The 23,858-nt window shown below is 68.4% G+C and carries 25 protein-coding genes; 17 read left to right on the top strand and 8 right to left on the bottom strand.

From position 1 onward, the window contains the following. The first annotated feature begins 127 nt into the window (after window positions 1–127). The 4 genes from CAL24_RS12375 to CAL24_RS12360 all read left to right on the top strand — a co-directional run bounded on the left by CAL24_RS12375 (window position 128) and on the right by CAL24_RS12360 (window position 3,031). Complete coding sequence (locus tag CAL24_RS12375; protein ID WP_028355921.1) at window positions 128–631, top strand: hypothetical protein; 504 nt, start codon at window positions 128–130, stop codon at window positions 629–631. 87 nt (window positions 632–718) lie between these two features. Beyond that, a complete protein-coding gene (locus tag CAL24_RS12370) occupies window positions 719–1,567 on the top strand; it encodes an HAD family hydrolase (RefSeq protein ID WP_028355922.1) in 849 nt (282 codons plus the stop codon). A gap of 52 nt (window positions 1,568–1,619) precedes the next feature. Then, window positions 1,620–2,069, top strand: coding sequence for a tRNA adenosine(34) deaminase TadA (gene tadA, locus CAL24_RS12365; RefSeq protein ID WP_051439598.1), 450 nt, complete (start codon window positions 1,620–1,622; stop codon window positions 2,067–2,069). After that, window positions 2,066–3,031 (top strand): LD-carboxypeptidase, encoded by a 966-nt coding sequence (locus CAL24_RS12360; protein ID WP_094806860.1) that lies wholly within the window; start codon window positions 2,066–2,068, stop codon window positions 3,029–3,031. Before tadA ends, CAL24_RS12360 begins: the two co-directional genes overlap by 4 nt. An 86-nt stretch (window positions 3,032–3,117) precedes the next feature. Here CAL24_RS12360 and CAL24_RS12355 read toward each other — a convergent pair whose 3' ends face one another. From CAL24_RS12355 to CAL24_RS12340, 4 genes are all read right to left on the bottom strand, one after another. Next, window positions 3,118–3,912 (bottom strand): enoyl-CoA hydratase/isomerase family protein, encoded by a 795-nt coding sequence (locus tag CAL24_RS12355; RefSeq protein ID WP_028355925.1) that lies wholly within the window; start codon window positions 3,910–3,912, stop codon window positions 3,118–3,120. 17 nt (window positions 3,913–3,929) lie between these two features. Then, a complete protein-coding gene (locus tag CAL24_RS12350) occupies window positions 3,930–5,855 on the bottom strand; it encodes a TRAP transporter large permease (RefSeq protein ID WP_094806859.1) in 1,926 nt (641 codons plus the stop codon). Then, window positions 5,852–6,475, bottom strand: coding sequence for a TRAP transporter small permease subunit (locus tag CAL24_RS12345; RefSeq protein ID WP_028355927.1), 624 nt, complete (start codon window positions 6,473–6,475; stop codon window positions 5,852–5,854). The genes CAL24_RS12350 and CAL24_RS12345 overlap by 4 nt, the downstream gene beginning before the upstream one ends. 124 nt (window positions 6,476–6,599) lie before the next feature. Then, on the bottom strand, window positions 6,600–7,724 hold the full coding sequence (locus CAL24_RS12340; RefSeq protein WP_094806858.1) for a TRAP transporter substrate-binding protein: 1,125 nt from the start codon (window positions 7,722–7,724) through the stop codon (window positions 6,600–6,602). Window positions 7,725–8,040: 316 nt separating this feature from the next. Between CAL24_RS12340 and CAL24_RS12335 the strand changes: the two genes are divergently transcribed. From CAL24_RS12335 to CAL24_RS12310, 6 genes are all read left to right on the top strand, one after another. Next, complete coding sequence (locus CAL24_RS12335) at window positions 8,041–9,645, top strand: ABC-F family ATPase (RefSeq protein ID WP_094806857.1); 1,605 nt, start codon at window positions 8,041–8,043, stop codon at window positions 9,643–9,645. A gap of 140 nt (window positions 9,646–9,785) precedes the next feature. Further along, entirely contained in the window at window positions 9,786–10,544 is a 759-nt protein-coding gene (locus CAL24_RS12330) for an ABC transporter ATP-binding protein (RefSeq protein WP_094806856.1), read from the top strand. Between the two features lie 85 nt (window positions 10,545–10,629). Then, window positions 10,630–11,628, top strand: coding sequence for an ABC transporter substrate-binding protein (locus CAL24_RS12325; protein ID WP_028355931.1), 999 nt, complete (start codon window positions 10,630–10,632; stop codon window positions 11,626–11,628). After that, on the top strand, window positions 11,625–12,398 hold the full coding sequence (locus CAL24_RS12320) for an ABC transporter permease (protein ID WP_028355932.1): 774 nt from the start codon (window positions 11,625–11,627) through the stop codon (window positions 12,396–12,398). The genes CAL24_RS12325 and CAL24_RS12320 overlap by 4 nt, the downstream gene beginning before the upstream one ends. A gap of 17 nt (window positions 12,399–12,415) precedes the next feature. Continuing rightward, a complete protein-coding gene (locus CAL24_RS12315; RefSeq protein WP_028355933.1) occupies window positions 12,416–13,288 on the top strand; it encodes a transporter substrate-binding domain-containing protein in 873 nt (290 codons plus the stop codon). 27 nt (window positions 13,289–13,315) lie between these two features. Next, window positions 13,316–13,909: an IMPACT family protein gene (locus tag CAL24_RS12310; RefSeq protein ID WP_094806855.1), complete on the top strand. Its 594-nt coding sequence runs from the start codon at window positions 13,316–13,318 to the stop codon at window positions 13,907–13,909. 51 nt (window positions 13,910–13,960) lie between these two features. On the opposite strand, the gene trxA is transcribed toward CAL24_RS12310, so the two are convergent. The 3 genes from trxA to CAL24_RS12295 form a co-directional block, all read right to left on the bottom strand. After that, window positions 13,961–14,341, bottom strand: a complete 381-nt coding sequence (gene trxA / locus CAL24_RS12305; protein WP_028355935.1) for a thioredoxin — start codon at window positions 14,339–14,341, stop codon at window positions 13,961–13,963. A 131-nt stretch (window positions 14,342–14,472) separates the two neighbouring features. Next, on the bottom strand, window positions 14,473–15,492 hold the full coding sequence (locus CAL24_RS12300) for an LLM class flavin-dependent oxidoreductase (RefSeq protein WP_028355936.1): 1,020 nt from the start codon (window positions 15,490–15,492) through the stop codon (window positions 14,473–14,475). Between the two features lie 169 nt (window positions 15,493–15,661). Further along, a complete protein-coding gene (locus CAL24_RS12295; RefSeq protein ID WP_094806854.1) occupies window positions 15,662–16,954 on the bottom strand; it encodes an NCS2 family permease in 1,293 nt (430 codons plus the stop codon). Window positions 16,955–17,015: 61 nt separating this feature from the next. On the opposite strand from CAL24_RS12295, the gene tsaD reads away from it, so the two are divergent. Next, entirely contained in the window at window positions 17,016–18,059 is a 1,044-nt protein-coding gene (tsaD, locus tag CAL24_RS12290) for a tRNA (adenosine(37)-N6)-threonylcarbamoyltransferase complex transferase subunit TsaD (protein WP_094806853.1), read from the top strand. 7 nt (window positions 18,060–18,066) lie between these two features. Here tsaD and plsY read toward each other — a convergent pair whose 3' ends face one another. After that, complete coding sequence (gene plsY, locus CAL24_RS12285) at window positions 18,067–18,705, bottom strand: glycerol-3-phosphate 1-O-acyltransferase PlsY (protein ID WP_094806852.1); 639 nt, start codon at window positions 18,703–18,705, stop codon at window positions 18,067–18,069. 159 nt (window positions 18,706–18,864) lie between these two features. Here plsY and surE point away from each other — a divergent pair, with 159 nt between their 5' ends. From surE to CAL24_RS12255, 6 genes are all read left to right on the top strand, one after another. Beyond that, a complete protein-coding gene (gene surE, locus CAL24_RS12280) occupies window positions 18,865–19,623 on the top strand; it encodes a 5'/3'-nucleotidase SurE (RefSeq protein WP_028355940.1) in 759 nt (252 codons plus the stop codon). Beyond that, window positions 19,608–20,423 carry a protein-L-isoaspartate(D-aspartate) O-methyltransferase gene (locus CAL24_RS12275; protein ID WP_028355941.1) on the top strand — a complete coding sequence of 272 codons (816 nt, stop codon included), beginning with the start codon at window positions 19,608–19,610 and terminating at the stop codon, window positions 20,421–20,423. Before surE ends, CAL24_RS12275 begins: the two co-directional genes overlap by 16 nt. Window positions 20,424–20,440: 17 nt before the next feature. Beyond that, window positions 20,441–21,283: a peptidoglycan DD-metalloendopeptidase family protein gene (locus CAL24_RS12270; RefSeq protein ID WP_094806851.1), complete on the top strand. Its 843-nt coding sequence runs from the start codon at window positions 20,441–20,443 to the stop codon at window positions 21,281–21,283. Continuing rightward, entirely contained in the window at window positions 21,280–22,071 is a 792-nt protein-coding gene (locus CAL24_RS12265; protein WP_028355943.1) for a 3'-5' exonuclease, read from the top strand. The genes CAL24_RS12270 and CAL24_RS12265 overlap by 4 nt, the downstream gene beginning before the upstream one ends. A 111-nt stretch (window positions 22,072–22,182) precedes the next feature. Further along, the gene (locus tag CAL24_RS12260) at window positions 22,183–22,806 is read left to right on the top strand and encodes a hypothetical protein (RefSeq protein WP_094806850.1); all 624 of its coding nucleotides are present in this window, start codon (window positions 22,183–22,185) and stop codon (window positions 22,804–22,806) included. Window positions 22,807–23,077: 271 nt separating this feature from the next. Next, window positions 23,078–23,830: a TorF family putative porin gene (locus CAL24_RS12255; protein ID WP_094806849.1), complete on the top strand. Its 753-nt coding sequence runs from the start codon at window positions 23,078–23,080 to the stop codon at window positions 23,828–23,830. The last annotated feature ends 28 nt before the right edge of the window (window positions 23,831–23,858 follow it).

Below are 23,858 nucleotides of genomic sequence, written 5' to 3'. Positions count from 1 at the left end.
TACATCACGGCGGACCAGTTACCGCCGGATGGATTTGTAACATCTGCATTCCCATATGGACGCGGCTTTCCCGTACCGTAAAAAGACCGCCGCGCTGGCTGCGCGGCACGCTTTCAAGGAGTGCAAGATGACTATGCGACGTATGCAGAAACTGACCTGCGCCCTGGCCCTGGGCGTGGCGGGGTTGGCCGGTGCGACGGTCGCCCAGGCCGCCGGCGCGGCCGCGTCGGGCTCCATCCAGTCCCAGTACGAACTCGACGTGCAGCGCTGCAACAGCGGCCAGACGCACCAGGACCGCGCCACTTGCCTGCGCGAGGCCGGCGCGGCGCGCGACGAGGCGCGGCGCAACCGGCTGGACAACGGCCAGTCGGCCAACTACGACACCAATGCGGTGGCGCGCTGCAACAAGCTGCCGCAGGCCCAACGCGAGGATTGCCTGCGCCAGATGTCCGCACCCACCAGCGTCAAGGGCAGCGTGGAAGGCGGCGGGGTGCTGCGCGAAACGGTCATTCCCGTGCCGGCCCAGCCTTCCGGCACGATGCCGGCCAGCCCCGCGCCGGCGACCGTGCCGGGCACGGCGCCGGGCATTGCTCCTGCCCCCGGCAGCGCCACCCCGGTGCCGGTGCGGTAAGCGCGCGGCGGAGCGGCGGCCGCGGCGTTTCCCGCCGGCGGCCGCTTCAGGCAAAATGGCGCCTATTGCCGACTTTCCGCCGTACTCATGTCCGACGTCATCGCCCTGATATTCGACTTCGACGACACGCTGGCGCCCGACAGCACGTCCGGCTTCCTCGACAGCCTGGGCGTGGATACGGCCGCCTTCTGGAAGGACAAGGTCGGCCCGCTGCTGTCCGACCAGGACTGGGACCCCGTCCCGGCCTACCTGTACCAGATGATCGAGCTCTCGCGCGCCGGCACGCATGGCGCCATTACGCGCGAGCGGCTGGCGCAATGGGGCGCCGGCCTGCCGCTGCACGATGGCGTGCCCACCCTGTTCCAGCGCCTGCGCGCCGCGGTGCGGGCCGAGCACCCGCAGGTGCAGCTCGAGTTCTACCTCATCTCCAGCGGCATCGGCGACGTCGTGCGCGCCACGCCGATCGCGCACGAATTCACCGAGATCTGGGCCTCCGAATTCGTCTACGGCGAGGACGGCGGCATCGTCTTCCCGCGCCGGCTGGTGAGCTTCACCGACAAGACGCGCTATCTGTTCCATATCCAGAAAGGCATCATCGGGCGCGAGTTCCGCAACAAGCCGTTCGAGGTCAATCGCAAGGTCCCGGAGGACCGCCTGCGCGTGCCGTTCGACCAGATGGTCTTCGTGGGCGACGGCTATACCGACATCCCGTGTTTTTCCCTGATCCGGCGCGCCGGCGGCTTCGCCTTCGGCGTATGGGATCCAAAGCACCGCGACAAGCGCAGCCGCGCCTGGGGCTTCATCGAGGAAGGGCGCGTCTCCAACCTGAACCAGGCCCGCTACGACGAGGACGCCGAGCTCTATCAGTGGCTCGAGGAAGCCGTCACCAGCCTGGCCGGGCGCATCGCCCTGAAGTCGCGGGTGTACCGTGGCTGACGTGACGCTGGCGCCCGAGCCGGCCGAACCGCGCGCCGGCGACGCCGAACTGATGGCGTTGGCCCTGCAGCAAGCCGAGGCCGCCTGGCGGGTGGGCGAAGTCCCGGTCGGCGCGGTGGTGGTCGACGCCCAGGGCCAGGTGCTGGGCACCGGCTACAACCGCACCATCACCGACCACGATCCCACCGCCCATGCCGAGATCGTGGCGCTGCGCGCCGCGGCGCGACACCTGAACAACTACCGCCTGCCGGGCATTAGCCTGTACGTCACGCTCGAGCCCTGCGTCATGTGCATCGGCGCCATGCTGCATGCGCGCCTGGCGCGCGTGGTCTACGGCGCGGCCGACCCCAAGACCGGCGCCTGCGGCAGCGTGCTGGACGTGGGCGCGGTGGCCCGGCTCAATCATCACACCACCATCACCGGCGGCGTGCTGGCGGAACCCTGCGGCGACCTGCTGCGCCGGTTCTTCCGCGAACGCCGTACCAAGGAATCCCTCGCATGACCTCCCCGCACGGCCCGGCCCACGGGCAGCACGGCCACCTTTGTTCCGACGCTTGCGCTCACGTACCGGCCGCCGGCGGCATCTACCTGGTGTCGCCGTCCTCGGCGGTGCGCGATCCCGCCGCCGTCGAACTCGCCTGCCGGCGCCTGGCGCGGGAAGGATTCAAGACCGCGGTCGACCGCGCGGCGCTGGCCGTGCACCAGCGCTTCGCCGGCACTGAAAAGCAGCGCCTGGCGGGGTTGGCGCGCGCCGCTCGCCAGAAGCATCCCATTGTCATGGTCACGCGCGGCGGCTACGGGCTGAGCCGGTTGCTGCCCGCCATCGACTGGCGCGCCATGGCCGACAGCGGCAAGCGTTTCGTCGGCATGAGCGATTTCACCGCCTTCAACCTGGCGCTGCTGGCCCAGACCGGCGCGCCCAGCTATTCCGGCGCCACGGCGGTGGCGGATTTCGGCGGCGACGAGGTCGACGACCTGACCGCCGCGCTGTTCGGCGAACTGATGCGCGGCGAGCTGGAGATCCTCAGCTTCGAAACGGCGGATGCCGATCCGGTCGACTGCCGCGGCACGCTATGGGGCGGCAACCTGGCCACCCTGGTTTCGCTGCTGGGCACTCCCTACATGCCGCGCGTGCGCGGCGGCATCCTGTTCCTGGAGGACGTGGCCGAGCACCCGTATCGCGTCGAACGCATGCTGGCGCAGTTGTGGCAGGCCGGCGTGCTGGAACGCCAGAAGGCCATCGTGCTGGGCCATTTCACCAATTACCGGCTGGCGCCGCACGATGCGGGCTACGACATGCCGGCCGTGCTGCAATGGCTGCGCCGCACCGTCAAAGTGCCGGTGGTGACGGGCCTGCCGTACGGGCACATCGCCACCAAGGCTACGCTGCCGGTCGGGCAGAAGGTCGGCTTGGCCACCGAGCCCGGCATGGCCCACCTGGTGATCGACGAGCACCACCACTAGCCGGACACGGGCGTAGCCAGCGCACAGGTGTCGGACACCCTTTGGGTGCCTGACACCTCATGGATCCAGCCGGTCGCACAGGCACCTTACTGCTGCTCCGTCGGCACCCAGCGCGGCGCCCGCTTTTCCAGGAAGGCCGCGATGCCTTCGCGTCCGTCGTCGGTGGCGCGCTGCGCGGCCAGGCGCGCGGCCGTGTCGTCCAGCAGCGCGGCATCGATAGGCCGGCCCGCCAGGTCGCGGATCAGGCGCTTGGCCTGCGCCAGGGCATCCGGCGAAGCGAGCATGAAGCTGCCCAGCAAGCCGTTGATGCGCGCATCCAGTTCGTCGGCTTCGCACAGTTCATGCACCAGCCCGATGCGCCAGGCCTCGGCGGCGTCGAACACTTCGGCGCTCAGGAACCAGCGGCTGGCGGCGCGCGCGCCGATGGCACGCAGTACGTAGGGCGAGATCATCGCGGGAATCAGCCCCAGGCGGGTCTCGGTCAGCGCGAAGCGGGCTTCGCGGGCCGCCACGGCGATGTCGCAGGCGGTGGCCAGCCCCATGCCGCCGGCCATGCAGGCGCCGTGCACGCGCGCGATGGTCGGCTTGGGGCAGGTGTAGATAGTGTGCAGCAGCGTGGCCATGCCCTGCGCGTCGGCGCGGTTGTCGGCCTCGCTGGCCTGCGCGCTGCGGCGCATGGCGTTCAGGTCGGCGCCAGCGCAGAACGCCTTGCCGCGCCCGGCCAGCACGATGGCGCGCACCGCGCTGTCCTCGCCCAGGGTCATGAACACTTCGGTCAGCTCGGCGATCAGGCGCGCATCCAGCGCGTTGCGCACATCCGGCCGCGCCAGCCAGACCACGGCGGTCTGCGGCCCGTACGCCACTTCCAGGGTTTGCAGCATCTACAGTTTCCTTCGGATCAACGGTACAGCACGGTGGGCAGCCACAGGCCGATTTCCGGAAAAACATACAGCAGGAAAATCGCCAGCACCTGGATGCCCATGAAGGGCATCATGCCCAGGAATATCTGGTTCAGCGTCACGTGCGGCGGCGAGATCCCCTTCAGGTAGAAGGCCGACATGGCCACCGGCGGCGACAGGAAGGCGGTCTGCAGGTTGAGCGCCACCAGCAGGCCGAAGAACAGCGGATCGATGTCGAATGTGATCAGCAGCGGCACGAAGATCGGCATGAAGATCACGATGATCTCGGTCCACTCCAGCGGCCAGCCCAGCAGGAAAATAATGACCTGCGCCAGCAGCAGGAACTGGATCTGCGTCAGCCCCAGCGACAGCACCCATTCCTCGATGATGCGCTGGCCGCCCAGCAGGGCGAACGCGGCGGAGAAGATCGACGACCCGACGAACAGCCAGCACACCATGGCGCTGGTCTTGGCGGTCAGGAACACCGATTCCTTCAGGACGGGCATGTTCAGGCGCCGGTAGGCCAGCGCCAGCAGCGCGCCGCCCATGGCGCCCATGGCGGCCGCCTCGCTCGGCGTGGCCAGGCCGAAGGTGATGGAGCCCAGGACTGCGGCGATCATCAGCGCCAGCGGGAAGAACGAGCCCATCAGCATCTTGAAGATCTCCAGGCGCGCCCATGTCAGGAGCGCATAGAAGATCGCCAGCAGCAGGACGCACACGCCGAAGAATATCCAGTACCCGGCTGGCGCAGGCAGGCGCGCCGGACCTGCGTCGGGCGCCGCCTCGGCGGGCGCCTCGGCCACGGCGCCCGGGGCGGCCGGGGCGGCCCCGGGCGGTTCCGCCAGGCCGCCATCGGCCGGGGGTTCGGCCAGCCCGTCTTCCGCCGGCGGCTCGGCCAGTCCGCTGTCGTAATCGCCCCCGCCGCCCAGGCGTAGCTCATCGGGGATTTCGTACACCACCGGCGGTTCGGTCACCAGGTAATAGACCGAGCCGGTCAGCAGCACGAAGGCCATCAGCGGCGCCAGCGCCAGCGCCATGTTGCGCGACAGGAAGCCCATCGATACGGCGCTGTTGCGGCGGCCCTTGAACATCGCGGCCAGCATGCCGGTCATGGCATGGGTGTAGCCTTGGCTGGCCAGCGACTGGGCGTCGGCGGGCAGGGCGATGCGCCGTTCTTCCGGCGTCAGGGGCGGCGCCATGTCGGGCCGCAGCTTGGCCACTATCATCACGTACAGCACGTACAGGCCGGCCAGCATCAGGCCGGGGAAGAACGCGCCGGCGTAGAGCTGCACCACCGACACGCCGGTGGTGGCCCCGTAGACGATCAACATCACCGATGGCGGCAGCAGGATGCCCAGGCAGCCGCCCGCGGTAATCGAGCCGGCCGTCAGGCGCACGCTGTAGCCGGCCTTGAGCATGGCGGGCATGGCCAGCAGGCCCATCAGCGTGACCACCGCGCCGACGATCCCGGTGGCGGTCGCGAAGATGGCGCAGGTCGTCAGGGTGGCTACCGCCAGGGCGCCGGGCAGTCGGGCCAGGGCCAGGTGCATGGAGCGGAACAGCTTCTCGATCAGGTTGGCGCGCTCGACTAGGTAGCCCATGAACACGAACAGCGGCACCGAGATGAGCGAGTCGTTGGTCATGGTGGCGTAAGTGCGCTGCACCATCAGGTCCAGCGTCTGGCGCACCGAATGCTGCACATCCGGGTTCTGCAGGTAGTACGCCAGGAACGTGAACAGCACGCCCATGCCCATCAGGGTGAACGCGGTCGGAAAGCCCAGCATGATCGCCACTACGATCAAGGCCAGCATCAGGAGCCCGAGGTGCCCGGTGGTGAGGTCGTGCCACGGCGTCAGGAAGCCGATCATCGCCAGCACGATGCCGATGCAGGTCAGGCCGAACCACAGTGCCTTGTGGATCTTCATTTGGCCTTCTCCTCGTGCGTGACGTAGCGGTCCAGGCGGGCGATGTCCTCGTCCTTGACGTGCACCATCTCCTTGAGCTTGTCGACGTCCACTTCCTCGACGTCCTCGGCGCGCGACGGCCAGGCGCCGTTGCGCAGGCACAGCGCGCAGCGCGCGATTTCAGCCAGGCCCTGCAGCAGCAGGAAAGCACCGGCGATCGGAATGAACGACTTGAACGGGTAGATGGGCGGGCCGTCGGCCATCAGCGAGGAGTGCTCGCGGATGGCGATGGATTCGCCCGCGTAATACCAGCCGGCCCAGACCAGGGCCACCACGCCGGGGATGAAAAACACGATGTACAGGATGATGTCCAGCCCGGCCTGCACCCGCGCCGGCAGGAAACCGTACAGGATGTCGCCGCGCACGTGGCCGTTCTTGGCCAGCGTATATGCGCCCGCCATCATGAACAGAATGCCGTAGTACATCAGCTGCAGGTCGAAAGCCCAGGCGCTGGGCGTGTTGAACAGATACCGGGCCATTACTTCCCAGCATATGTGCACGGTCAATATCACGATGAGCCAGGCAAAAGCCTGGCCGACGAAGGTGGACAGGCGGTCCACCATGCGTATCAGCTTGAGCATCGGGCGCGATCCAGGTCGGGAAACGGAGCCGCGGCTGGCGCGCGCCCGCGCGCCGCGCCGGACGGGGAGTCCGGCGCCGGCAGGGCGGGCGTGGCGCCGCGGCGGTACATCGGCCGGCGGCGGGTCAGGCGGCCGGTTTGCGCGCGAAGTAGTGGTTGAACGCCATCCTGAAATTGACCGACGTATCGTTGTGCCAGCGTCCCGCGCGCTGGGCGAAGGCGCGCTGCGATTCCAGCACCTTCTTGAAGAGCGGGTTCTCGGCCGAGCGCTTCTCGATCATCTGGTCCCAGATCTTCAGCTGCTGCTGCAGGATGGCGTCCGGCGTCTTGTAGAACTTGACGTTGTGGTCCTTCTGCAGCTTGATGTAGTCGGCCGAATAGCGGTCGGCGGCTTTCCACGACATGTCGGCGCTGGCGGCCTGTGCCGCGTAGGCCAGGATGTGCTTCAGGTGCTTGGGCAGCGACTCGTACTTGTTCTTGTTGAACAGGATCTCGAACTGTTCGGCGCTCTGGTGGAAGCTCTGCAGCATGCAGATCTTGGACACGTCCTGGAAGCCCAGCGCCAGGTCGGATGATGCATTGTTGAACTCGGCGCCGTCCAGCAGGCCGCGGTCCAGCGCCGGCACGATCTCGCCGCCCGGCAGGGCGTTGACCGCCGCGCCCATGGCGCTGTACATGTCGATGGCCAGGCCCACGGTGCGGAACTTCAGGCCCTTGACGTCCTCGGCCTTGGTGACCGGTTTCTTGAACCAGCCGAACGGCTGGGTCGGCATGGGGCCGTACATCATCGACACCACGTTGACCCCCATGGCCTTCTGGATCTCGGTCAGCAGTTCCTTGCCGCCGCCATATTCATGCCAAGCCAGCAGCATGTTGGCATCCATGCCGAACGACGGGCCGGAGCCCCACAGCGCCACGGCGGTATTCTTGCCGTACCAGTACGCCACCACGCCATGGCCGCCATCCAGCGTGCCCGCCGATACGGCGTCCAGCAGGTCGAACGCCTTGACCACCGCGCCGGCGGGCAGCACCTCGATCTTGAGCTGGCCCTCGGCCATGTCGTTGACTTTGCGGGCGTAGTCCTGGGCGAATTCGTGGAAGATGTCGTTGGAAGGCCAGGTGCTCTGGAAGCGCAAGGAAATCGGTGAGCCCTGGGCTCGGATGACGGCGGGGAATCCCAACGCTGCGGTGCCTGCGACGGTGGTGGCACCAGCGATGAAGCGGCGGCGGGAGGAGGGGGCGTGTTGCATGGCTTGTTGTCTCCGGAGTGGACTGCATGAACCAGCTTGTTATGACAGCTTGATGGGTGCAGCAAGAACAAAGCGCAATGCGAAAGACACGACCGGCATGGCCAGTCGGCGGCGGCAAACAGCAGGGCCGCTTCGGGATTAAACCTTGCTCAACAAGTCCTGACAATTGTCTGACGACTGGGAATAACCCCTAGGGGTGCGCAGTGGCATGGCGGCCCGTTGGCCGCGGCGGCCCACGGCGCGCCATGCCATATTGGTACACTAGCGGGTTTACCCCCTGCGTCCGACGGACGCGCCTCGCCTTTATTCCATCGCCGTGATCTCTACCGCCAATCTCACTATCCAGTTCGGCCCCAAGCCCCTTTTCGAGAACGTCAGCGTCAAGTTCGGGGAAGGCAACCGGTATGGTCTGATCGGGGCCAATGGCTCGGGCAAGTCGACCTTCATGAAGATCATCGGCGGCGACCTCGAGCCTTCCGCCGGCAACGTCTCGCTCGAGCCGGGCGTGCGCCTGGGCAAGCTGCGCCAGGACCAGTTCGCCTTCGAGGACTACCGCGTGCTCGACGTGGTCATGATGGGCCATACCGAGATGTGGGCCGCCATGACCGAACGCGACGCCATCTATGCCAACCCGGACGCCACCGAAGACGACTACATGCGCGCGGCCGAGCTCGAGGCCAAGTTCGCCGAATATGACGGCTATACCGCCGAGGCGCGCGCCGGCGAACTGCTGCTCGGCCTGGAGTTCGGCGTCGACCAGCACCAGCTCCCCATGCGCGAAATCGCGCCGGGGTGGAAGCTGCGCGTGCTGCTGGCGCAGGCGCTGTTCTCCAACCCGGACGTGCTGCTGCTGGACGAACCCACCAACAACCTGGATATCAACACCATCCGCTGGCTGGAAAACGTGCTCAACGGCTACCAGAGCACCATGATCATCATCAGCCACGATCGCCACTTCCTGAACCAGGTGTGCACCCACATGGCCGACGTGGACTACGGCGAGATCCGCATCTACCCGGGCAACTACGACGACTACATGCTGGCGTCCACCCAGGCCCGCGAGCGGCTGGTGGCCAACAATGCCAAGGCCAAGGAGCGCGTCGCCGAACTGCAGGATTTCGTGCGCCGCTTCGCCGCCAACAAGTCCAAGTCGCGCCAGGCCACTTCGCGCCTGAAGCAGATCGACCGCATCAAGGCCGAACAGGTCGAGGTCAAGCCGTCCTCGCGCCAGAACCCGTACATCCGCTTCGAGCAGAACAAGGTCATGCACCGCCTGGCGGCCACCATCGAAGGGCTGTCCAAGTCCTACGACGCGCCGGTCATCCGCGACTTCTCGGCCATGATCGACGCGGGCGAGAAAATCGCCATCATCGGCGCCAACGGCGTCGGCAAGACCACCTTGCTGCGCCTGCTGGCCGGCGACCTGGCGGCCGACTCCGGCACGGTCAAGTGGTCCGACAACGCCGACCTGGGCTACATGGCACAGGACGTGTCCGATCAATTCCAGCAGGGCGACATCAACCTGTTCGACTGGATGAGCGAATACCGCCAGCCGGGCGACGACGACCAGTCGATCCGTTCGGTGCTGGGCCGGCTGCTGTTCTCGGCCGACGACCTGCCCAAGGCGCCCAAGGTGTTGTCCGGCGGCGAGAAGAACCGCATGACCTTCGGCCGCCTGATGCTGGGGCGGCACAACGTCATGCTGCTGGACGAGCCCACCAACCACCTCGACATGGAATCGATCGAGTCGCTGCAGTTCGCCCTCGAAAAATACCAGGGCACCCTGATTTTCGTCTCGCACGATCGCGAGTTCGTTTCGGGGCTGGCGACCCGCGTCATCGAGATCCTGCCCGGCGGCGAGATCGTCGACTATCGCGGCGGCTACGAGGATTACCTGGCCTCGCGCGGCATCGAAGGCTGAACGCGGGCGGCCGGAGGGCCGCCCAGCATTCCATATAACTAAAAGTGCTTAATGCATTATAAAAATATTGTTTGGATTTATATAACGGATTGTTAGATTAGGGCTTCCTTTCCGTACGCTTTTCCGCGCGAGCCAGCCCTATGAACCTCACTTTCGACCACGTCCACAAGAATTTCGGCGCGTTGCAGGTCGTGGACGGGTTCTCCAGCGAATTCCGCACCGGGGAGCTGGTGGCGCTGGTGGGGCCCTCCGGCTGCGGCAAGTCGACCCTGCTGCACATGGCGGCCGGCCTGGAAATGCCCTCGCAAGGCCGCGTGCTGGCCGATGGCAAGCCGGTGGAAGGGCCGCACCCCAGCCGCACGCTGGTGTTCCAGGAGCACGCCCTGTACCCGTGGCTGACGCTGCGCGACAACGTCGCGCTGGCGCTCGAGTTCCAGAAAGTGGCCAAGGCCGAGGCGCGCGAGAAGGCCGTGGCCTGGCTCGGCCGCGTGGGCCTGGCCGGCTTCGAGAACTACTACCCGCAGCAGGTCTCCGGCGGCATGCGCCAGCGCGCCGCGCTGGCCCGCGCGTTCATCGCCCAGCCCCAGACCATGCTGATGGACGAGCCGTTCGGCGCGCTCGACGCGCTGACCCGCCTCAGCCTGCAGGACGTGCTGCGCCAGCTCATCGAGCAGGAAAAGCCCTCGGTGCTGCTGGTCACCCACGACGTCGACGAGGCGCTGTTCCTGGCCGACCGCGTCGTCGTGTTCAGCCCCCGCCCGGCGCGGGTGCTGCGCGAATTCAACCTCAAGCATCGCCGCAAGACGCACGACCTGGCCGACCTGGCCGGCGAGAAGCGCCAGATCCTGAGCCTGCTGGGCATCCAGGTGGCCGACGGCGACGTGGCGCTGGCAGCCTGACCATTTCGATATGCGGCGCGGCCGGCGTGTTGTTGCCGGCCGCGCCGCGACGCCCATACCTATATCCGTGCACTGGAGAACATTCATGAAACTGAAGCACTGGCTGACCCTGCCGCTGGCCGCGGCGGTGCTGGCGGCGGCGCCCGCCATGGCCGCGGAGAAGTTCCGCGTCGGCTACCTGCGCGTCATGGACGATGCGCAGGCCATCGTGGCGCAGGAAGGCGAGTTCTACAAGAAAGCCGGCCTGGATACCGAACTGATCGAGTTCAAGTCCGGCACCGACCTGATCAAGGCGATCGTGGGCGGGCAGGCCGACATCGGCGTGCTGGGTTTCACCAACGCCGTGGCCTGGGCTTCCAAGGGAGCCGACCTGAAGGTGGTGGGCGGCGCGCAGCAGGGCTACCACTCGCTGGTGGTGCGCAACGACGCCGGCATCGAGAAGATTGCCGACCTGAAGGGCAAGACGCTCGCCTCCCAGAAGGAAGGCAGCACGGCCGACGTGGTGCTCAAGGGCGTGGTCCTGAAAGAGGGCAACCTGCAGCCGGCCGACGTCAACATCATGGGCGTCAGCCCCGCGGTGGCGGTGCAATCGCTGGTGGGCCAGCGCGTCGACGCGGCCTTCCTGTTCGAACCCTATGACCGCATCGCCCAATTGGTGGCGCCGGTCAAGCAGATCTACGAAGTGGGCCAGGCCTGGCCGTTCCCCTGCATGGTGGTGATCACCTCGGGCGACGTGCTGGACAAGCGCAAGGACGACGTCTGGAAGGCCCTGGATGCGCAGAAGGCCGCCATCGACCTGCTGCAGCAGCAGCCTGAACAGGCCGCCAAGCTGATCGCCTCGTACTTTATCGCCGAGCCGACGCTCAAGACGCTCGAGCGTGGCGAGCTGCCGCGCGAGACGGTCATCGCCGAAGCCATCAAGACGCAGGTCTTCACCGCCAAGCTGACCGACAAGGACACGGCCCGCATGCAGGAAATCGCCGGCATTCTGCAAGAGCAGGGGTCCCTGAAGACCCGTGACGGCAAGCCGTACGACGTATCGGGCATCGTCGACCTGTCCTGGCAAGAGGCGCGCAAGCTTTGAGCACCTCGACCCGCGTAACCGGCCTGCGCAAGCACCTCGCCGGGGTGCTGGGCGTGGCCTTCATCTTCGTGCTGTGGCAGGCCGCCGCCTGGGCGCTGCCCGATTTCCTGATGCCCGGCGTGCCCACCGTCGTGGCGCGCCTGGCGCAGGACCTCGGCCAATCCGAATTCCACCAGAGCCTGCTGGGCACGCTGGGACGCCTGGGCGCCGGCTACGGCCTGGCGCTGCTGGCCGGCATCGGCTTCGGCCTGATCGCCGCGGTGCTGTATTTCTTCCGCGAGGTGCTGCGCAGCGCCATCGTCATCCTGCAGTCGATCCCGTCGATCGCCTGGGTGCCGCTGTTCCTCATCGTGATGGGTTTCGGCAATACGCCGATCATCGTGGTGGTGGCGCTGGCGGCATTCTTCCCGGCCGCGCTGAGCGTCATGAACGCCACCGAATCGGTGCAGCGCGTGCATGTATCGGCCGCGCGCGTCATGGGCGCATCGCGCTGGGGGCTGATCAAGCGCGTTTACCTGCCGGCCGTGATGCCGGAACTGATCACCGGGGCGCAACTGGCCTTCGGCAACGCCTGGCGCGCACTGATCTCGGCCGAGATGCTGATCGGCTTCGGCAAGGGTCTGGGCCGTTCCCTGGCTTATTCCGGCGAGATCGCCGACATGACCGGCGTGATGGCCAACATCCTGGTCATCGCCATCCTGGCGGCGCTGATCGACCAGTTCATCCTCGAGAACCTCAAGCACCGCCTGCTGCGTTACCAGTACGTGTAGAGCGGCGTCCGCCTGCCATGATCGCGCTGCTGCATTTCCTGTTTCGTTTCGGCCGGCCGGCCCGCCTGGCGGCCGTGGCGGGGCTCGCGCTGGCCCTGGCCACGGCCGCCGGGGCGGCCGCGCCGCAAGGGGCGGACCCTTTCCCGCAGGCCCGCGCGCGCGGCTTGCTGGTGGTCGGCGTCCCGTACCTGGCGCCGCCCGCAGCGGCGGGCGCCAAGATCCGTACGCCGGAACGGTTGGATACCGTCATGGCGGAGCGGCTGGGGACGCGGCTCGGCTTGCCGGTCAAGGTGGTCCAGGTCGAGCCGGCGCGGCGCGCCGCCGTGCTGGCCGATGGCAGCGTCGACCTGCTGCTGGCCGACCGCGTGGCGGGCCAGTCCGCGCCTGGCCTGGATGCGCCCGGCGTGGCGCTGGTGCCGGCGGGCTACGCTGCGCGGCCCAAGGCCGTCATCCGCAGCGACACGCCCATGCGACGCTGGCAGGACGCCCGCGGCCGCAGTGTGTGCATGGCCTCGGCGGCGTTCCAGGCACAGGCGCTGGCCGCGCGCTGGGGCGCGGTGGTGCGTACTTTCCGCGTGCCGTCCGACGCGCTGGTGGCGGTGCGCGAAGGCGCCTGCGACATCGGCCTGATCGACGACGCGACCTGGACCGCGCTGATGAAGTTTCCGGAATGGAAAAAGTTCTCGGCCACCTTGCCGCCGGACGGGCCGCAGGCCGAGCGCGTCTGGCTGGCGCGCGCCGGCGACGGCGCCGCGGCCGACTGGCTGGCGGCCGCCATGGCCGACTGGCGCAGCCAGGGCGTGTGGCGCGCCATGACCGACAAATGGGCCCGCGACGTGGCGTTCGACGTCTACCTGGACCAGGAAGTACCCGACTGCCACGGCGGCTGAGCGCCGGCGCGCCTACAATCGCCACGTATGAGCGATACACTGCGCGCGCCTTGCGCCTACCAGGAAGAGATCAAGAAAAGCCGTTTCGCGGCGCATGCCGCGCCGGTGGCCGGCGTGGCCGAGGCCATGGCCTTCTTTGCGCAGCACAGCGATCCGGCCGCTACCCACAATTGCTGGGCTTACCGCATCGGCCAGGCCTACCGCTTCCATGACGACGGCGAGCCCGGCGGCACCGCGGGCCGGCCTATCCTGCAGGCCATCGAAGGCCAGGGGCTGGACCGCGTCGCGGTGTTGGTGACGCGCTGGTTCGGCGGGATCAAGCTGGGGGCCGGCGGGCTGGTCCGCGCCTATGGCGGCTGCGCGGCCCAATGCCTGCGCCTGGGTTCGCGCGAGCCCATCATCGAGACGGCCCTGGTGGCGTGCCGCTGCGCCTATGGCGAATTGCCGCTGTTCAAGGCGCGCCTCGCGCAAGCGGGCGCCGCGGTGCAGGCCGAAGCTTTCGATGCCGACGGGGTCGCGCTGACGCTGTCAGTGCCGCGGGCCGCACTGGCTGAACTGGAGCGGACCGCGGCCGATGTGACGCGCGGACGGGCGCACTGGCAAGTGCGCGACGCAGGGTAGCGCGGGCGGCGCCTGCAGGGCGCCGCGCCAGGGCCACCGGCGGCGGCGCCTTTATTCGCCGGCGCCGCCATCCTTGGCGGCAGCGATTTCCTGGTGGACTTTTTCCATGTCCACCGCCTTGATTTTCTCCAGCAGTTCCTGCAGCTGTCCGGCCGACAGGGCGCCCGGCTGCGAGAACAGCAGCACCTGCTCGCGGAACACCATCAGGGTGGGAATCGAGCGGATGCCCAGGGCACCTGCCAATTCCTGTTCGACGTCGGTGTTCACCTTGGCGAATGTCACGTCAGGGTGCTGTTCGGCGGCCTGCTCGAAGACCGGCGCGAAGCCGCGGCAGGGGCCGCACCACGGCGCCCAGAAGTCGACGATCAGGGTGCTGTCGGGCGTGATGGCTTCCTGGAAGGAGTCTTTGGTCAGTTCAACGATGCTGCTCATGCTTCGCGTCCTTGCCGCCGGTTGGGCGGCGTCGATGGCCGGATGGCCAGTTGGGCGGTCCGGGGGGACCGCGTGTTCCCGTCCGCGCGGGACGGGGCGTGGGGCTGGCCGCGCGCCGCGCGGCGGGGGCCCTATGCGGCGGCCTGCTCGGCCGTGCCGCCGCTTTTCAGCGAGGCAAGTATTTCGTACGACCGCAGGCGGTCGGCGTGCCGGTAGAAGTCGGAAACGATCATGACTTCGTCGGCCTCGGTGCGCGCGATGAGATCCTGCAGCCCCTGCTTGACCGTATCGGGGCCGCCGACGATCGCCGCGGCCAGCTTCTGGCCGACGGCCTCGCGTTCCCATTCGTTCCACTGGCCGTCCATGCTGTCGACCGGCGGTTGCAGCGGCAGCCGGTTGCCGCGGATGAGCGACAGGAACTTCAGTTGCTGTGTGGTTGCCAGGTAGCGCGCCTGCTCGTCGGTGTCGGCCGCGATGACCGGCACGCCGATCATCGCATAGGGCCGGGCCAGCGTCGCCGACGGCTTGAACAGGTGGCGATACAGCCGCATGGCGGCCATGCCCTCGGGCGAGAAGTGCCCGGCAAAGGAGAACGGCAAGCCCAGCTCGGCCGCCAGCCGGGCGCTGAAATCGCTCGACCCGAGCAGCCAGATGGGAATGTCCAGGCCCGCCCCGGGAATGGCGCGCACCGCCTGGCCAGGCTGGGCCGGCGCCAGCAGGAAGCGCAATTCGTCGAGCAGCGCCGGGAATTCCAGCCCGCTGCGCGGCCCGCGCCGCAGCGCCTGCTGGGTGGCGCCGTCGCTGCCGGGGGCGCGGCCCAGGCCCAGGTCGATGCGGCCGGGGAACAGGCTCTCCAGGGTGCCGAACTGTTCGGCGATGATCAGCGGCGCGTGGTTGGGCAGCATGATGCCGCCCGAGCCCACCCGCAGCGTGCTGGTGTGGGCGGCCACCTGGCCGATGATGACGGCGGTGGCGCTGCTGGCCACGCCGGTGATGTTGTGGTGTTCGGCCAGCCAGAAGCGCCGGTAGCCCCAGCGTTCGACATGCTGGGCCAGGTCGACCGTATTGCGGAACGCGGCCGCGGCATCGCCGCCTTGCACGATGGGCGCAAGGTCGAGTACGGAAAACGGCACGCGGGCCAGCTCGGTCATGGGTCGGGATCTCCAGGTCGTGATGCGGGCGCCGCCGGCCGCTGCCGGCGGCGGTTCTCTCTACATGGAGAGTGTATCGGTGAAATCAACCCGCGACCCGAGCAACCTTGCGGTCGATCGGGTCGATAGCCTGAGTCAATGATGGCGCACGCAAGCGGCGTGCCGCCGCTTATTCAGGGAAGAACGCGTAGCGGATCACGAACAGCGCGGCCACCAGCCAGGTGGCGGGGTGCACTTCGCGCACGCGGCCGGTGCAGGTCTTGAGGACCACGTAGCTGATGAAACCGAAGGCCAGGCCATTGGCGATGGAGTACGTGAACGGCATGATCAGCGCCGTGAGCGCCGCCGGAGTGGCTTCCGAGACTTCGTTCCAGTCGATATCGACCAGTTCGCGCATCATCAGGCCGGCCACGTAGAGCAGGGCGGGCGCGGTGGCGTAGGCGGGCACCGAGCCGGCCAGCGGCGAAATGAACAGGGCCGCCAGGAACAGCAGCCCGACCACCAGGGCGGTCATGCCGGTGCGGCCGCCGGCCTGCACGCCGGAGGCGCTTTCGACGTAGGCGGTGGTGCTGCTGGTGCCCAGCACGGAACCAGCCACGATGGCGGTGCTGTCGGCGAACAGGGCCCGGCCGAGGCGGTTGGGACGGCCTTCGGCCACCAACCCGGCGCGCTTGGCCACGCCCATCAGCGTGCCGGTGGCGTCGAAGACCTCGACCAGCACGAACACCAGGATGACGTGCACGAAGCCGGTGTGCAGGGCGCCCAGGATGTCGAGTTTCAGGAAGGTCGGCGCCAGGCTCGGCGGGGCCGAGAACACGCCCTGGAACTGGTTGTAGCCGAGCGCCATCGACAGCACCGTGACCGCCAGGATGCCGATCAGGATCGCGCCGCGCACCCGCAGCGCGTCCAGCACGGCGATGATGAAGAAGCCCAGGACCGCGAACAGCGGGGCGTGGCCGCGCAAGTCGCCCAGCGTGACCTTGGTGGCCGGGTGGGGCACCACGATACCGGCGTTGGACAGGGCGATAATGGCCAGGAACAGGCCGATGCCCGCCGCGATGGCGCTGCGCAGCGAGTGCGGAATGCCCTTGATCAGCCAGGCGCGGATGCCGGTGACCGTCAGCAGCAGGAAAATCACGCCCGAGATGAATACGGCGCCCAGCGCCTGTTCCCAGGTGTAGCCCATGGTCTTGACCACGGTGAACGCGAAGAAGGCGTTCAGCCCCATGCCGGGCGCCATGCCGATGGGCCAGTTGGCCACCAGCGCCATGATCAGCGACCCCAGCGCCGCCGCCAGGCAGGTGGCCACGAACACCGCATTGCGGTCCATGCCGGTCGAGGACAGGATGTCCGGGTTGACGAAGATGATGTACGACATCGTCAGGAATGTCGTCAGGCCGGCGACCATCTCGGTACGGGCGTTGGTACCGTGTTCGCGCAATTGGAATAGCTTCTCCAGCATTTCGGGTTCCCCGGGTTTATAAGAAGCCGCCATTTTCGCACCAGATGTACACTTCGTTGCCATGATCATCCTCGGCTTCGAAAGCTCCTGCGACGAGACCGGCGTGGCGGCGGTCTGCACCGAACGCGGCCTGCTGGCGCACGCCCTGCATACCCAGATCGCCATGCACCGGGAATACGGCGGCGTGGTGCCCGAGCTCGCCTCGCGCGACCATATCCGCCGCGCCGTGCCGCTGGCCTGCCAGGTCTTGGCCGAAGCCGGCCTGGGCCTGGGCGACGTCGAGGCGGTGGCCTACACCGCCGGGCCCGGGCTGGCCGGCGCCTTGCTGGTGGGCGCCAGCGTGGCCCAGGCGTTCGCCTGGTCGCGCGGGCTGCCCGCCATTCCCATCCACCACCTCGAAGGCCACCTGCTGTCGCCCCGGCTGGCCGATCCGCGTCCCGACTTCCCCTTCGTGGCGCTGCTGGTGTCCGGCGGGCACACGCAGCTCATGCGGGTCGACGGCGTGGGACGCTATGCCTTGCTGGGGGAAACGCTGGACGACGCCGCCGGCGAGGCATTCGACAAATCCGCCAAGTTGCTGGGCCTGGGTTACCCGGGCGGGCCGGCCCTGGCGCGCCTGGCCGAGCGCGGCGACGCGCGGCGCTATGCGCTGCCGCGCCCGATGCTGCACAGCGGCGACCTCGATTTCAGCTTCAGCGGCCTGAAGACCGCCGTCCTGACGCGCGTGAAAGAGGCCGAACGGGCCGGCGGGCTCGATGCCCAGGCCCGCGCCGACCTGGCCGCCGCCACCCAGGCGGCGATCGTCGAGGTGCTGGCGGCCAAGGCGGTGCGCGCGCTCAAGCAGGCCGGCCTGAAGCGGCTGGTGGTGGCGGGCGGGGTGGGGGCCAACCAGTTGCTTCGCGCGCGGCTGGATGAAGCCATGCGGCCGCTGGGCGCGCGGGCGTTTTTTCCGCCCCTGGCGTTGTGTACCGACAACGGTGCCATGATCGCCTACGCGGCGGCCGAGCGGGTCAAGGCCGGCCTGGCCACCCTGCAGGCCGGACAGCACGCGTTCACGGTGCGGCCGCGCTGGGACCTGGCCGAATTGTGCGCCGCGCCGGCGTAGGATGCGGCTATTTCTTCTTGCTGCCGATGCGGCTTTCGGTGCCGGCGAGCAGCCGCGCGATATTGGCGCGGTGGCAGTAGAACAGCAGCACGGTGATCGCCGCCAGCGCCACCCCCACCGGCGCTTGCGCATACCAGGCCACGCCGGAGCCGAACAGGTAGTACACCGGCGCGAAGAACGCGGCCACCAGGGCGGCCAGCGACGAATAGCGCGAAAACACGGCGATGATGACCCAGGTGGCCACGGTGGCCAGCGCCAGCCACGGATTGACCGCCAGCAGGATGCCGAGCGCGGTGGCCACGCCCTTGCCGCCCTTGAAGCCCAGGAAAACCGGGTACAGATGCCCCAGGAACACCGCCAGCGCCACCAGCGCGAAGCCGGTCCAGGACAGGCCCGGCGCCAGCGCCTGGGCCAGCCACAGCGCGAACCAGCCCTTGGCGGCGTCGCCCAGCAGCGTCAAGGCGGCGGCGGCCTTGTTGCCGGTGCGCAGCACGTTGGTGGCGCCCGGGTTCTTCGAGCCATAGCTGCGTGGGTCCTGCAGCCCCATCAGCTTGCTGACCACCACGGCGAAGGGGATGGATCCGATCAGGTAGGCCAGCGCGACCAGCGCGGCGGTGAACAAGAGCGAGGGAGCGGTCTGCACCATGGCGAGTATCCGTTGCGTATGAGATCGTGGCAGCGGATTCTACCGCGCGCAGGGGCGGGGCGCGCACGCACCGGCCGGCGCGCGGCGGGACGGGCCGGGTCATTTTCCGGCGGTACAATCGGTCGCGTTTCGCCGCGCGCGCTTTCTTCTGGATGCACAATGCGTATTCTGGTTTCCAATGACGATGGCTATACCGCTCCCGGCCTGGAGGCGCTGGTCAAGGCGCTCGAAGGCCTGGGCGAGCTCACCGTCGTGGCGCCCGAGACCAACCACAGCGGCGCCTCCAACTCCCTCACGCTGAACCGGCCGCTCACCGTGCGCACGGCGGCCAACGGCTTCGTCTGCGTCAACGGCACGCCGTCGGACTGCGTACACGTGGCCCTGACCGGGCTCATGGAGGCGCGGCCGGACCTGGTGGTGTCGGGCATCAACAACGGCGCCAACATGGGCGACGACACGCTTTATTCCGGCACGGTCGCGGCGGCCGCGGAAGGCTATCTGTTCGGCATCCCGTCCATCGCCTTCTCGCTGGCCGAGAAAGGCTGGGCGCACCTCGAATCGGCCGCCCGGGCGGCGCGCCAGGTGGTCGAGCGGCAGCTGGCCGAGCCCCTCGCCGCGCCGGTGCTGCTCAACGTCAATATTCCCAGCCGCCCGTACGACGCGCTCGACGGTTTCCGGGTCACGCGCCTGGGCAAGCGCCATCCTTCCGAGCCGGTGGTGCGCACCACCACCCCCTACGGCGACACGGTCTACTGGATCGGGCCGGTCGGGCTGGCCGCCGATGCCGCGCCGGGCACCGACTTCCACGCGGTGGCGCAAGGCGCCGTATCGGTGACGCCGCTGCGGCTGGACCTGACCCAACACAGCCAGCTCGACGAAGTCCGGCATTGGGCGGAGCCGCTATGCGCAAGCCTGTGACGCCCCCCGGCCCGCCGGGCCGCCCGCGCTCCGCCGGATATGGGTCCACGGGCCTGGCGCCCGGGGTGACCGCCGCCAACAGCAACACGCGCATCTCGCCCGCCACCCTGGCGCGCCCCGCGCCCGCCGGCGGCGCGGCCGGGCAGGGCGGCAACCTGGGGCTCAACTCCGACCGCCTGCGCCATGCCATGGTGCAGCGCTTGCGCACCCAGGGCATTACCGACGAGCGCGTACTCAATGCCATGAGCGCAGTGCCGCGCCATGTCTTTGTGGACGAGGCGCTGGCCAGCCGGGCCTACGAAGACGCCGCGCTGCCGATCGGCCATTCCCAGACCATCTCGCAGCCGTGGGTGGTGGCGCGCATGATCTCCGCCGCCTGCGAAGACCGCAGCCCGACCCGCGTGCTCGAGGTCGGCGCCGGTTGCGGCTACCAGGCCGCGGTGCTGGCGCAGTTCGTGCGCGAGGTACATGCCATCGAGCGCATCCGCGGCCTGTTCGAGCTGGCCCGCAATCATTTGCGGTCGTTGCGCCTGGCCACGCGCGTCCGTCTCATCCACGGCGACGGCATGCAGGGCCTGCCCGGCGTCGCGCCGTTCGATGCTATTGTTGTGGCTGCGGCCGGACTGGCCATCCCGCAGGCGCTGCTGGAACAGCTCGCGCCCGGGGGCCGTCTGATCGCGCCGGAAGGCGCCACCAACCAACGGCTGGTGCTGGTAGAGCGCACCGGCACGTCGAGCTGGAAGCGCACCGAACTGGAGGCGGTACGTTTCGTGCCGCTGAGGGCCGGAATACAATCTTGAGCAAACAGGAGAAGCACATGCTCAACGGGCAGTTGCCACTGACCGACCTTTCTTTCCGCGCGACGCGCGTCGCGCGCCGTCCCCGCGCCGCATGGGTGGCGGGCCTGATCGGCCTGGCGCTGCTGGCCGGCTGCTCGACCACGAAAACGCGCGCCCCGGTGGTGGACCTGTCCAATCAGCCTGCCGCCGCGCAGCCCGGCGGCACCTATGTCGTCAAGCCCGGCGATACGCTCTACCAGATCGCGCGCGCCAACAACGTCGACATCGAAAGCGTGAAGCGCTGGAACAACATCAGCGACCCCAACCAGATCAGCGTGGGCCAGGTGCTCCGGCTGTCGGGCAGCGCGGCGGCCAAGCCGTCCGCGCCGGCGCCCACGCCGGCCCCGGTCGAGGCCAAGCCCGTGCCGCTGGGCGAACCGGAAACCCCGCCGGCCACCACGCCGCCGGCCCAGGCCCCGGCTCCCGTGGCCACCCCGCCGCGCGCCTCCGATGCCAGCCTGATCACCTGGGGATGGCCGTCCAGCGGCCCGGTCACCCAGACCTTCAGCACCTCCACCAAGGGCATCGACATCGGCGGCGCCCTGGGCGATCCGGTCAGCGCGGCGGCCGACGGCAAGGTCATGTACAGCGGCAACGGCGTGCGCGGCCTGGGCAACCTCATCATCATCAACCACCAGAACGGCTTCATCACCGCGTACGCGCACAACCGCACCCTGCTGGTCAAGACCGGCCAGACCGTCAAGCGCGGCGCGAAGATCGCCGAAATCGGCCAGACCGACACCACCTCGCCGCGGCTGCACTTCGAGATCCGCCGCCAGGGCACGCCGGTCGACCCCCTGCAGTACCTGCCGCCGCGATGACCCCGACACTGGTCTTCGATCTCGAAACCCTGCCGGACGTGGCCGGCCTGCGCCGGCTCAACGGCTGGGGCGCCGACGTGCCCGCTGCCGAGGTCGCTGAACGCGCCTTCCAGGCGCGCCGCGACGCGGTGGGGCACGATTTCCTGCCTCTGCACCTGCATCAGGTCGCGGTCATCGGCTGCGTGTTCCGCGACGACCAGGGCTTTCGGGTCAAGACGCTGGGCCAGCCGGACGACCCCGAGCCGGTCCTGCTCAACATGTTCTTCAAGACCATCGAGCGCTACACGCCGCGCCTGGTCAGCTGGAACGGCTCCGGTTTCGACCTGCCGGTGCTGCACTACCGCAGCCTGATCCACGGCGTGCCGGCGCCGCGCTATTGGGACACTGGCGAAGAAGACCGCGAGTTCAAGTTCAACAACTATATCGGCCGCTATCACAACCGCCACATCGACCTGATGGACTTGCTGGCCAAGTACAACGGCCGGGCCAACGCGCCGCTGGATGAACTGGCCAAGCTGTGCGGGTTTCCCGGCAAGCTGGGCATGGACGGCGGCCAGGTCTGGCAGGCCTGGCAGGAAGGCAAGGCCGACGAAGTCCGCGCTTATTGCGAGACCGACGTGGTCAACACCTGGCTGGTGTACTGCCGTTTCCGGTTCCTGCGCGGCGAGCTGGACGCCGCCGCCTACCAGGCGGAAATCGACCTGGTGCGGGACACCCTCGCGGCCAGCGACGCGCCGCACTGGCGCCTCTACCTGCAGGCCTGGGACGCTTCCGCCGCGCCGGCCTGAGCCGGCGGGCAGCCAGCAACCGACTGAAATATCGGAACGCCGGCGCGAAACGGGTGCGTAACCACCCCGCTCGCACAATGGGCTCGCGTTCTACTTTTTCAGGAGATCACCATGTCCCGATACGCTATTCGTTCCTCCCTGGCAGCCCTCAGCTTCGTCGTCGCCGCCGGCGGCCTCGCTGGCGCAGCGGTTGCCGCGCCCGGCATGGGAGGCATGGACGGCATGGGCCAAGCCCATGGCAAGTACCACGGCCACCACCGCGGCATGATGATGCGCGACGGCTTCCGTGTCCCCGGCATCGGTCCGCTGTCGCAGAAGCAGGTCGACGCGCTCAAGCTCGATGCCAAGCAGCAGGCCGCCTTCGATGCCGCGCGGCAGGCCCAGCGCGACCTGCACACCGCCATGCGCGAGGCCGGCGCCAAGCGCCATGAGCTGCTGGCCAGCCAGCTCGAAGGCGGCAAGCTCGATCCGCGCGCCCTGGTGGCACGCCACGACGAGAACCGCGATCAGTTCAGCAAGCAGGCCGAGCAGGTGCGCGAGAAGTGGCTGGCCGCCTGGGACAGCCTGAACGACGGCCAGCGCCAGCAGGTCACCGAAATCGTCAAGGAGCGCCACGCCAAGATGCAGGAACGCCGGGCCAAGATGCAGGAGCGCCGGGCAAACCGCGAAGAGCGCCAGGGCCGGGGCGCCGGCCAGGCCCAAGCTCCCGCCAGCGGGGCGGCGCAGTCCAACTGACCCGGTAGCAACCAGGGCGCGGCCGAGTGCCGCGCGGCTTTTTTTCGCCAGCCTGGCGCAGGCGGCCCTGCCGGCGGCCTCGAAAAGGTGCGGGCAGGGCGACCAGCGCACCGAAGCGGTGCCTGGACGAGGGCCCCGGAACGCGCATTGCCCGGTACCGGAGTTGGCATGAAAGGTGCTTCAAGCGAGGCGAGCCGGTGACATTTCCATGACAGCCGGCCGCCGGGCGCGGCAGTCCCGCCGCGCCGACCTCCGCACAGGATCCCGCACCATGAAACGCTCCCTGCCTGCCTTGTCCGTCGCCGTCCTTGCCGCCATCGCCGCATCCGCCCATGCCGAGCCCACCGACCTGGGCGCGGGCTTTTCGCTCAGCGGCAATGCCGCCATCGTCAGCGACTACCGGTTCCGCGGCTATTCGCAGACCAACTTCCGTCCGGCGGTGCAAGTCGGCTTCGACCTGGCGCACAGCTCGGGCTTCTACCTGGGCAACTGGAACTCGAACGTCTCCGACTTCGTGTTCCCCGAGGGCAACCTGGAAATGGACTTCTACGGCGGCTGGAAAGGCGAACTCGGGCATGGCCTGGGGCTGGATGTCGGCGCGCTGTATTACTACTACCCCGGGTCCTCCTCGCCCAAGGGCGGCAACTACAACAACACGGACTTGTACGTCGGCCTGAGCTACGGCCGCTACTCGTTGAAGTACTCCTACACGCCGAGCGACTTTTTCAGCACGCCCGACAGCAAGGGCACCTGGTACCTGGACGGCACGGCCAATTTCGACCTGGGCGACGGCTGGGGCCTGGTGGCGCACGTGGGTTACCAGAAGCTGAAGCAGCAGGTCGACATGGACGGGGATTCCATCGGGCACTATGTCGACTACAAGCTGGGCGTGACCAAGGACCTGAACGGCTGGGTGCTCGGGCTGGCCGCGGTAGGGGCGTCGGCCGACAACTGGCTGCCGACCAAGAACGGCCATCCGTCCGGCCGGCTGGGGGCGGTATTCTCGGTGGCCCGTGCGTTCTAGCGCCCGAGTCACGCTGGAAGGCGGCCCC

It is taken from the genome of Bordetella genomosp. 2, from assembly GCF_002261345.1.
GTDB lineage: Bacteria > Pseudomonadota > Gammaproteobacteria > Burkholderiales > Burkholderiaceae_B > Bordetella_A.
The sequence above is the reverse complement of the archived record's forward strand: the minus strand, read 5'-3'. Positions and strand labels throughout refer to the sequence as shown.

What these genes read in the sequence shown, in the direction of transcription:
- CAL24_RS12350 (WP_094806859.1), bottom strand. Translation starts at nt 5,855, where the DNA reads ATGAAGATCCACAAGGCACTGTGGTTCGGCCTGACCTGCATCGGCATC.
- CAL24_RS12300 (WP_028355936.1), bottom strand. Translation starts at nt 15,492, where the DNA reads ATGACCGAGCTGGCCCGCGTGCCGTTTTCCGTACTCGACCTTGCGCCC.
- CAL24_RS12275 (WP_028355941.1), top strand. Translation starts at nt 19,608, where the DNA reads ATGCGCAAGCCTGTGACGCCCCCCGGCCCGCCGGGCCGCCCGCGCTCC.
- CAL24_RS12325 (WP_028355931.1), top strand. Translation starts at nt 10,630, where the DNA reads ATGAAACTGAAGCACTGGCTGACCCTGCCGCTGGCCGCGGCGGTGCTG.
- CAL24_RS12295 (WP_094806854.1), bottom strand. Translation starts at nt 16,954, where the DNA reads ATGCTGGAGAAGCTATTCCAATTGCGCGAACACGGTACCAACGCCCGT.
- CAL24_RS12270 (WP_094806851.1), top strand. Translation starts at nt 20,441, where the DNA reads ATGCTCAACGGGCAGTTGCCACTGACCGACCTTTCTTTCCGCGCGACG.
- CAL24_RS12340 (WP_094806858.1), bottom strand. Translation starts at nt 7,724, where the DNA reads ATGCAACACGCCCCCTCCTCCCGCCGCCGCTTCATCGCTGGTGCCACC.
- trxA (WP_028355935.1), bottom strand. Translation starts at nt 14,341, where the DNA reads ATGAGCAGCATCGTTGAACTGACCAAAGACTCCTTCCAGGAAGCCATC.
- CAL24_RS12355 (WP_028355925.1), bottom strand. Translation starts at nt 3,912, where the DNA reads ATGCTGCAAACCCTGGAAGTGGCGTACGGGCCGCAGACCGCCGTGGTC.
- CAL24_RS12360 (WP_094806860.1), top strand. Translation starts at nt 2,066, where the DNA reads ATGACCTCCCCGCACGGCCCGGCCCACGGGCAGCACGGCCACCTTTGT.
- tsaD (WP_094806853.1), top strand. Translation starts at nt 17,016, where the DNA reads ATGATCATCCTCGGCTTCGAAAGCTCCTGCGACGAGACCGGCGTGGCG.
- tadA (WP_051439598.1), top strand. Translation starts at nt 1,620, where the DNA reads ATGGCGTTGGCCCTGCAGCAAGCCGAGGCCGCCTGGCGGGTGGGCGAA.
- plsY (WP_094806852.1), bottom strand. Translation starts at nt 18,705, where the DNA reads ATGGTGCAGACCGCTCCCTCGCTCTTGTTCACCGCCGCGCTGGTCGCG.
- CAL24_RS12315 (WP_028355933.1), top strand. Translation starts at nt 12,416, where the DNA reads ATGATCGCGCTGCTGCATTTCCTGTTTCGTTTCGGCCGGCCGGCCCGC.
- surE (WP_028355940.1), top strand. Translation starts at nt 18,865, where the DNA reads ATGCGTATTCTGGTTTCCAATGACGATGGCTATACCGCTCCCGGCCTG.
- CAL24_RS12345 (WP_028355927.1), bottom strand. Translation starts at nt 6,475, where the DNA reads ATGCTCAAGCTGATACGCATGGTGGACCGCCTGTCCACCTTCGTCGGC.
- CAL24_RS12310 (WP_094806855.1), top strand. Translation starts at nt 13,316, where the DNA reads ATGAGCGATACACTGCGCGCGCCTTGCGCCTACCAGGAAGAGATCAAG.
- CAL24_RS12330 (WP_094806856.1), top strand. Translation starts at nt 9,786, where the DNA reads ATGAACCTCACTTTCGACCACGTCCACAAGAATTTCGGCGCGTTGCAG.
- CAL24_RS12255 (WP_094806849.1), top strand. Translation starts at nt 23,078, where the DNA reads ATGAAACGCTCCCTGCCTGCCTTGTCCGTCGCCGTCCTTGCCGCCATC.
- CAL24_RS12265 (WP_028355943.1), top strand. Translation starts at nt 21,280, where the DNA reads ATGACCCCGACACTGGTCTTCGATCTCGAAACCCTGCCGGACGTGGCC.
- CAL24_RS12375 (WP_028355921.1), top strand. Translation starts at nt 128, where the DNA reads ATGACTATGCGACGTATGCAGAAACTGACCTGCGCCCTGGCCCTGGGC.
- CAL24_RS12370 (WP_028355922.1), top strand. Translation starts at nt 719, where the DNA reads ATGTCCGACGTCATCGCCCTGATATTCGACTTCGACGACACGCTGGCG.
- CAL24_RS12260 (WP_094806850.1), top strand. Translation starts at nt 22,183, where the DNA reads ATGTCCCGATACGCTATTCGTTCCTCCCTGGCAGCCCTCAGCTTCGTC.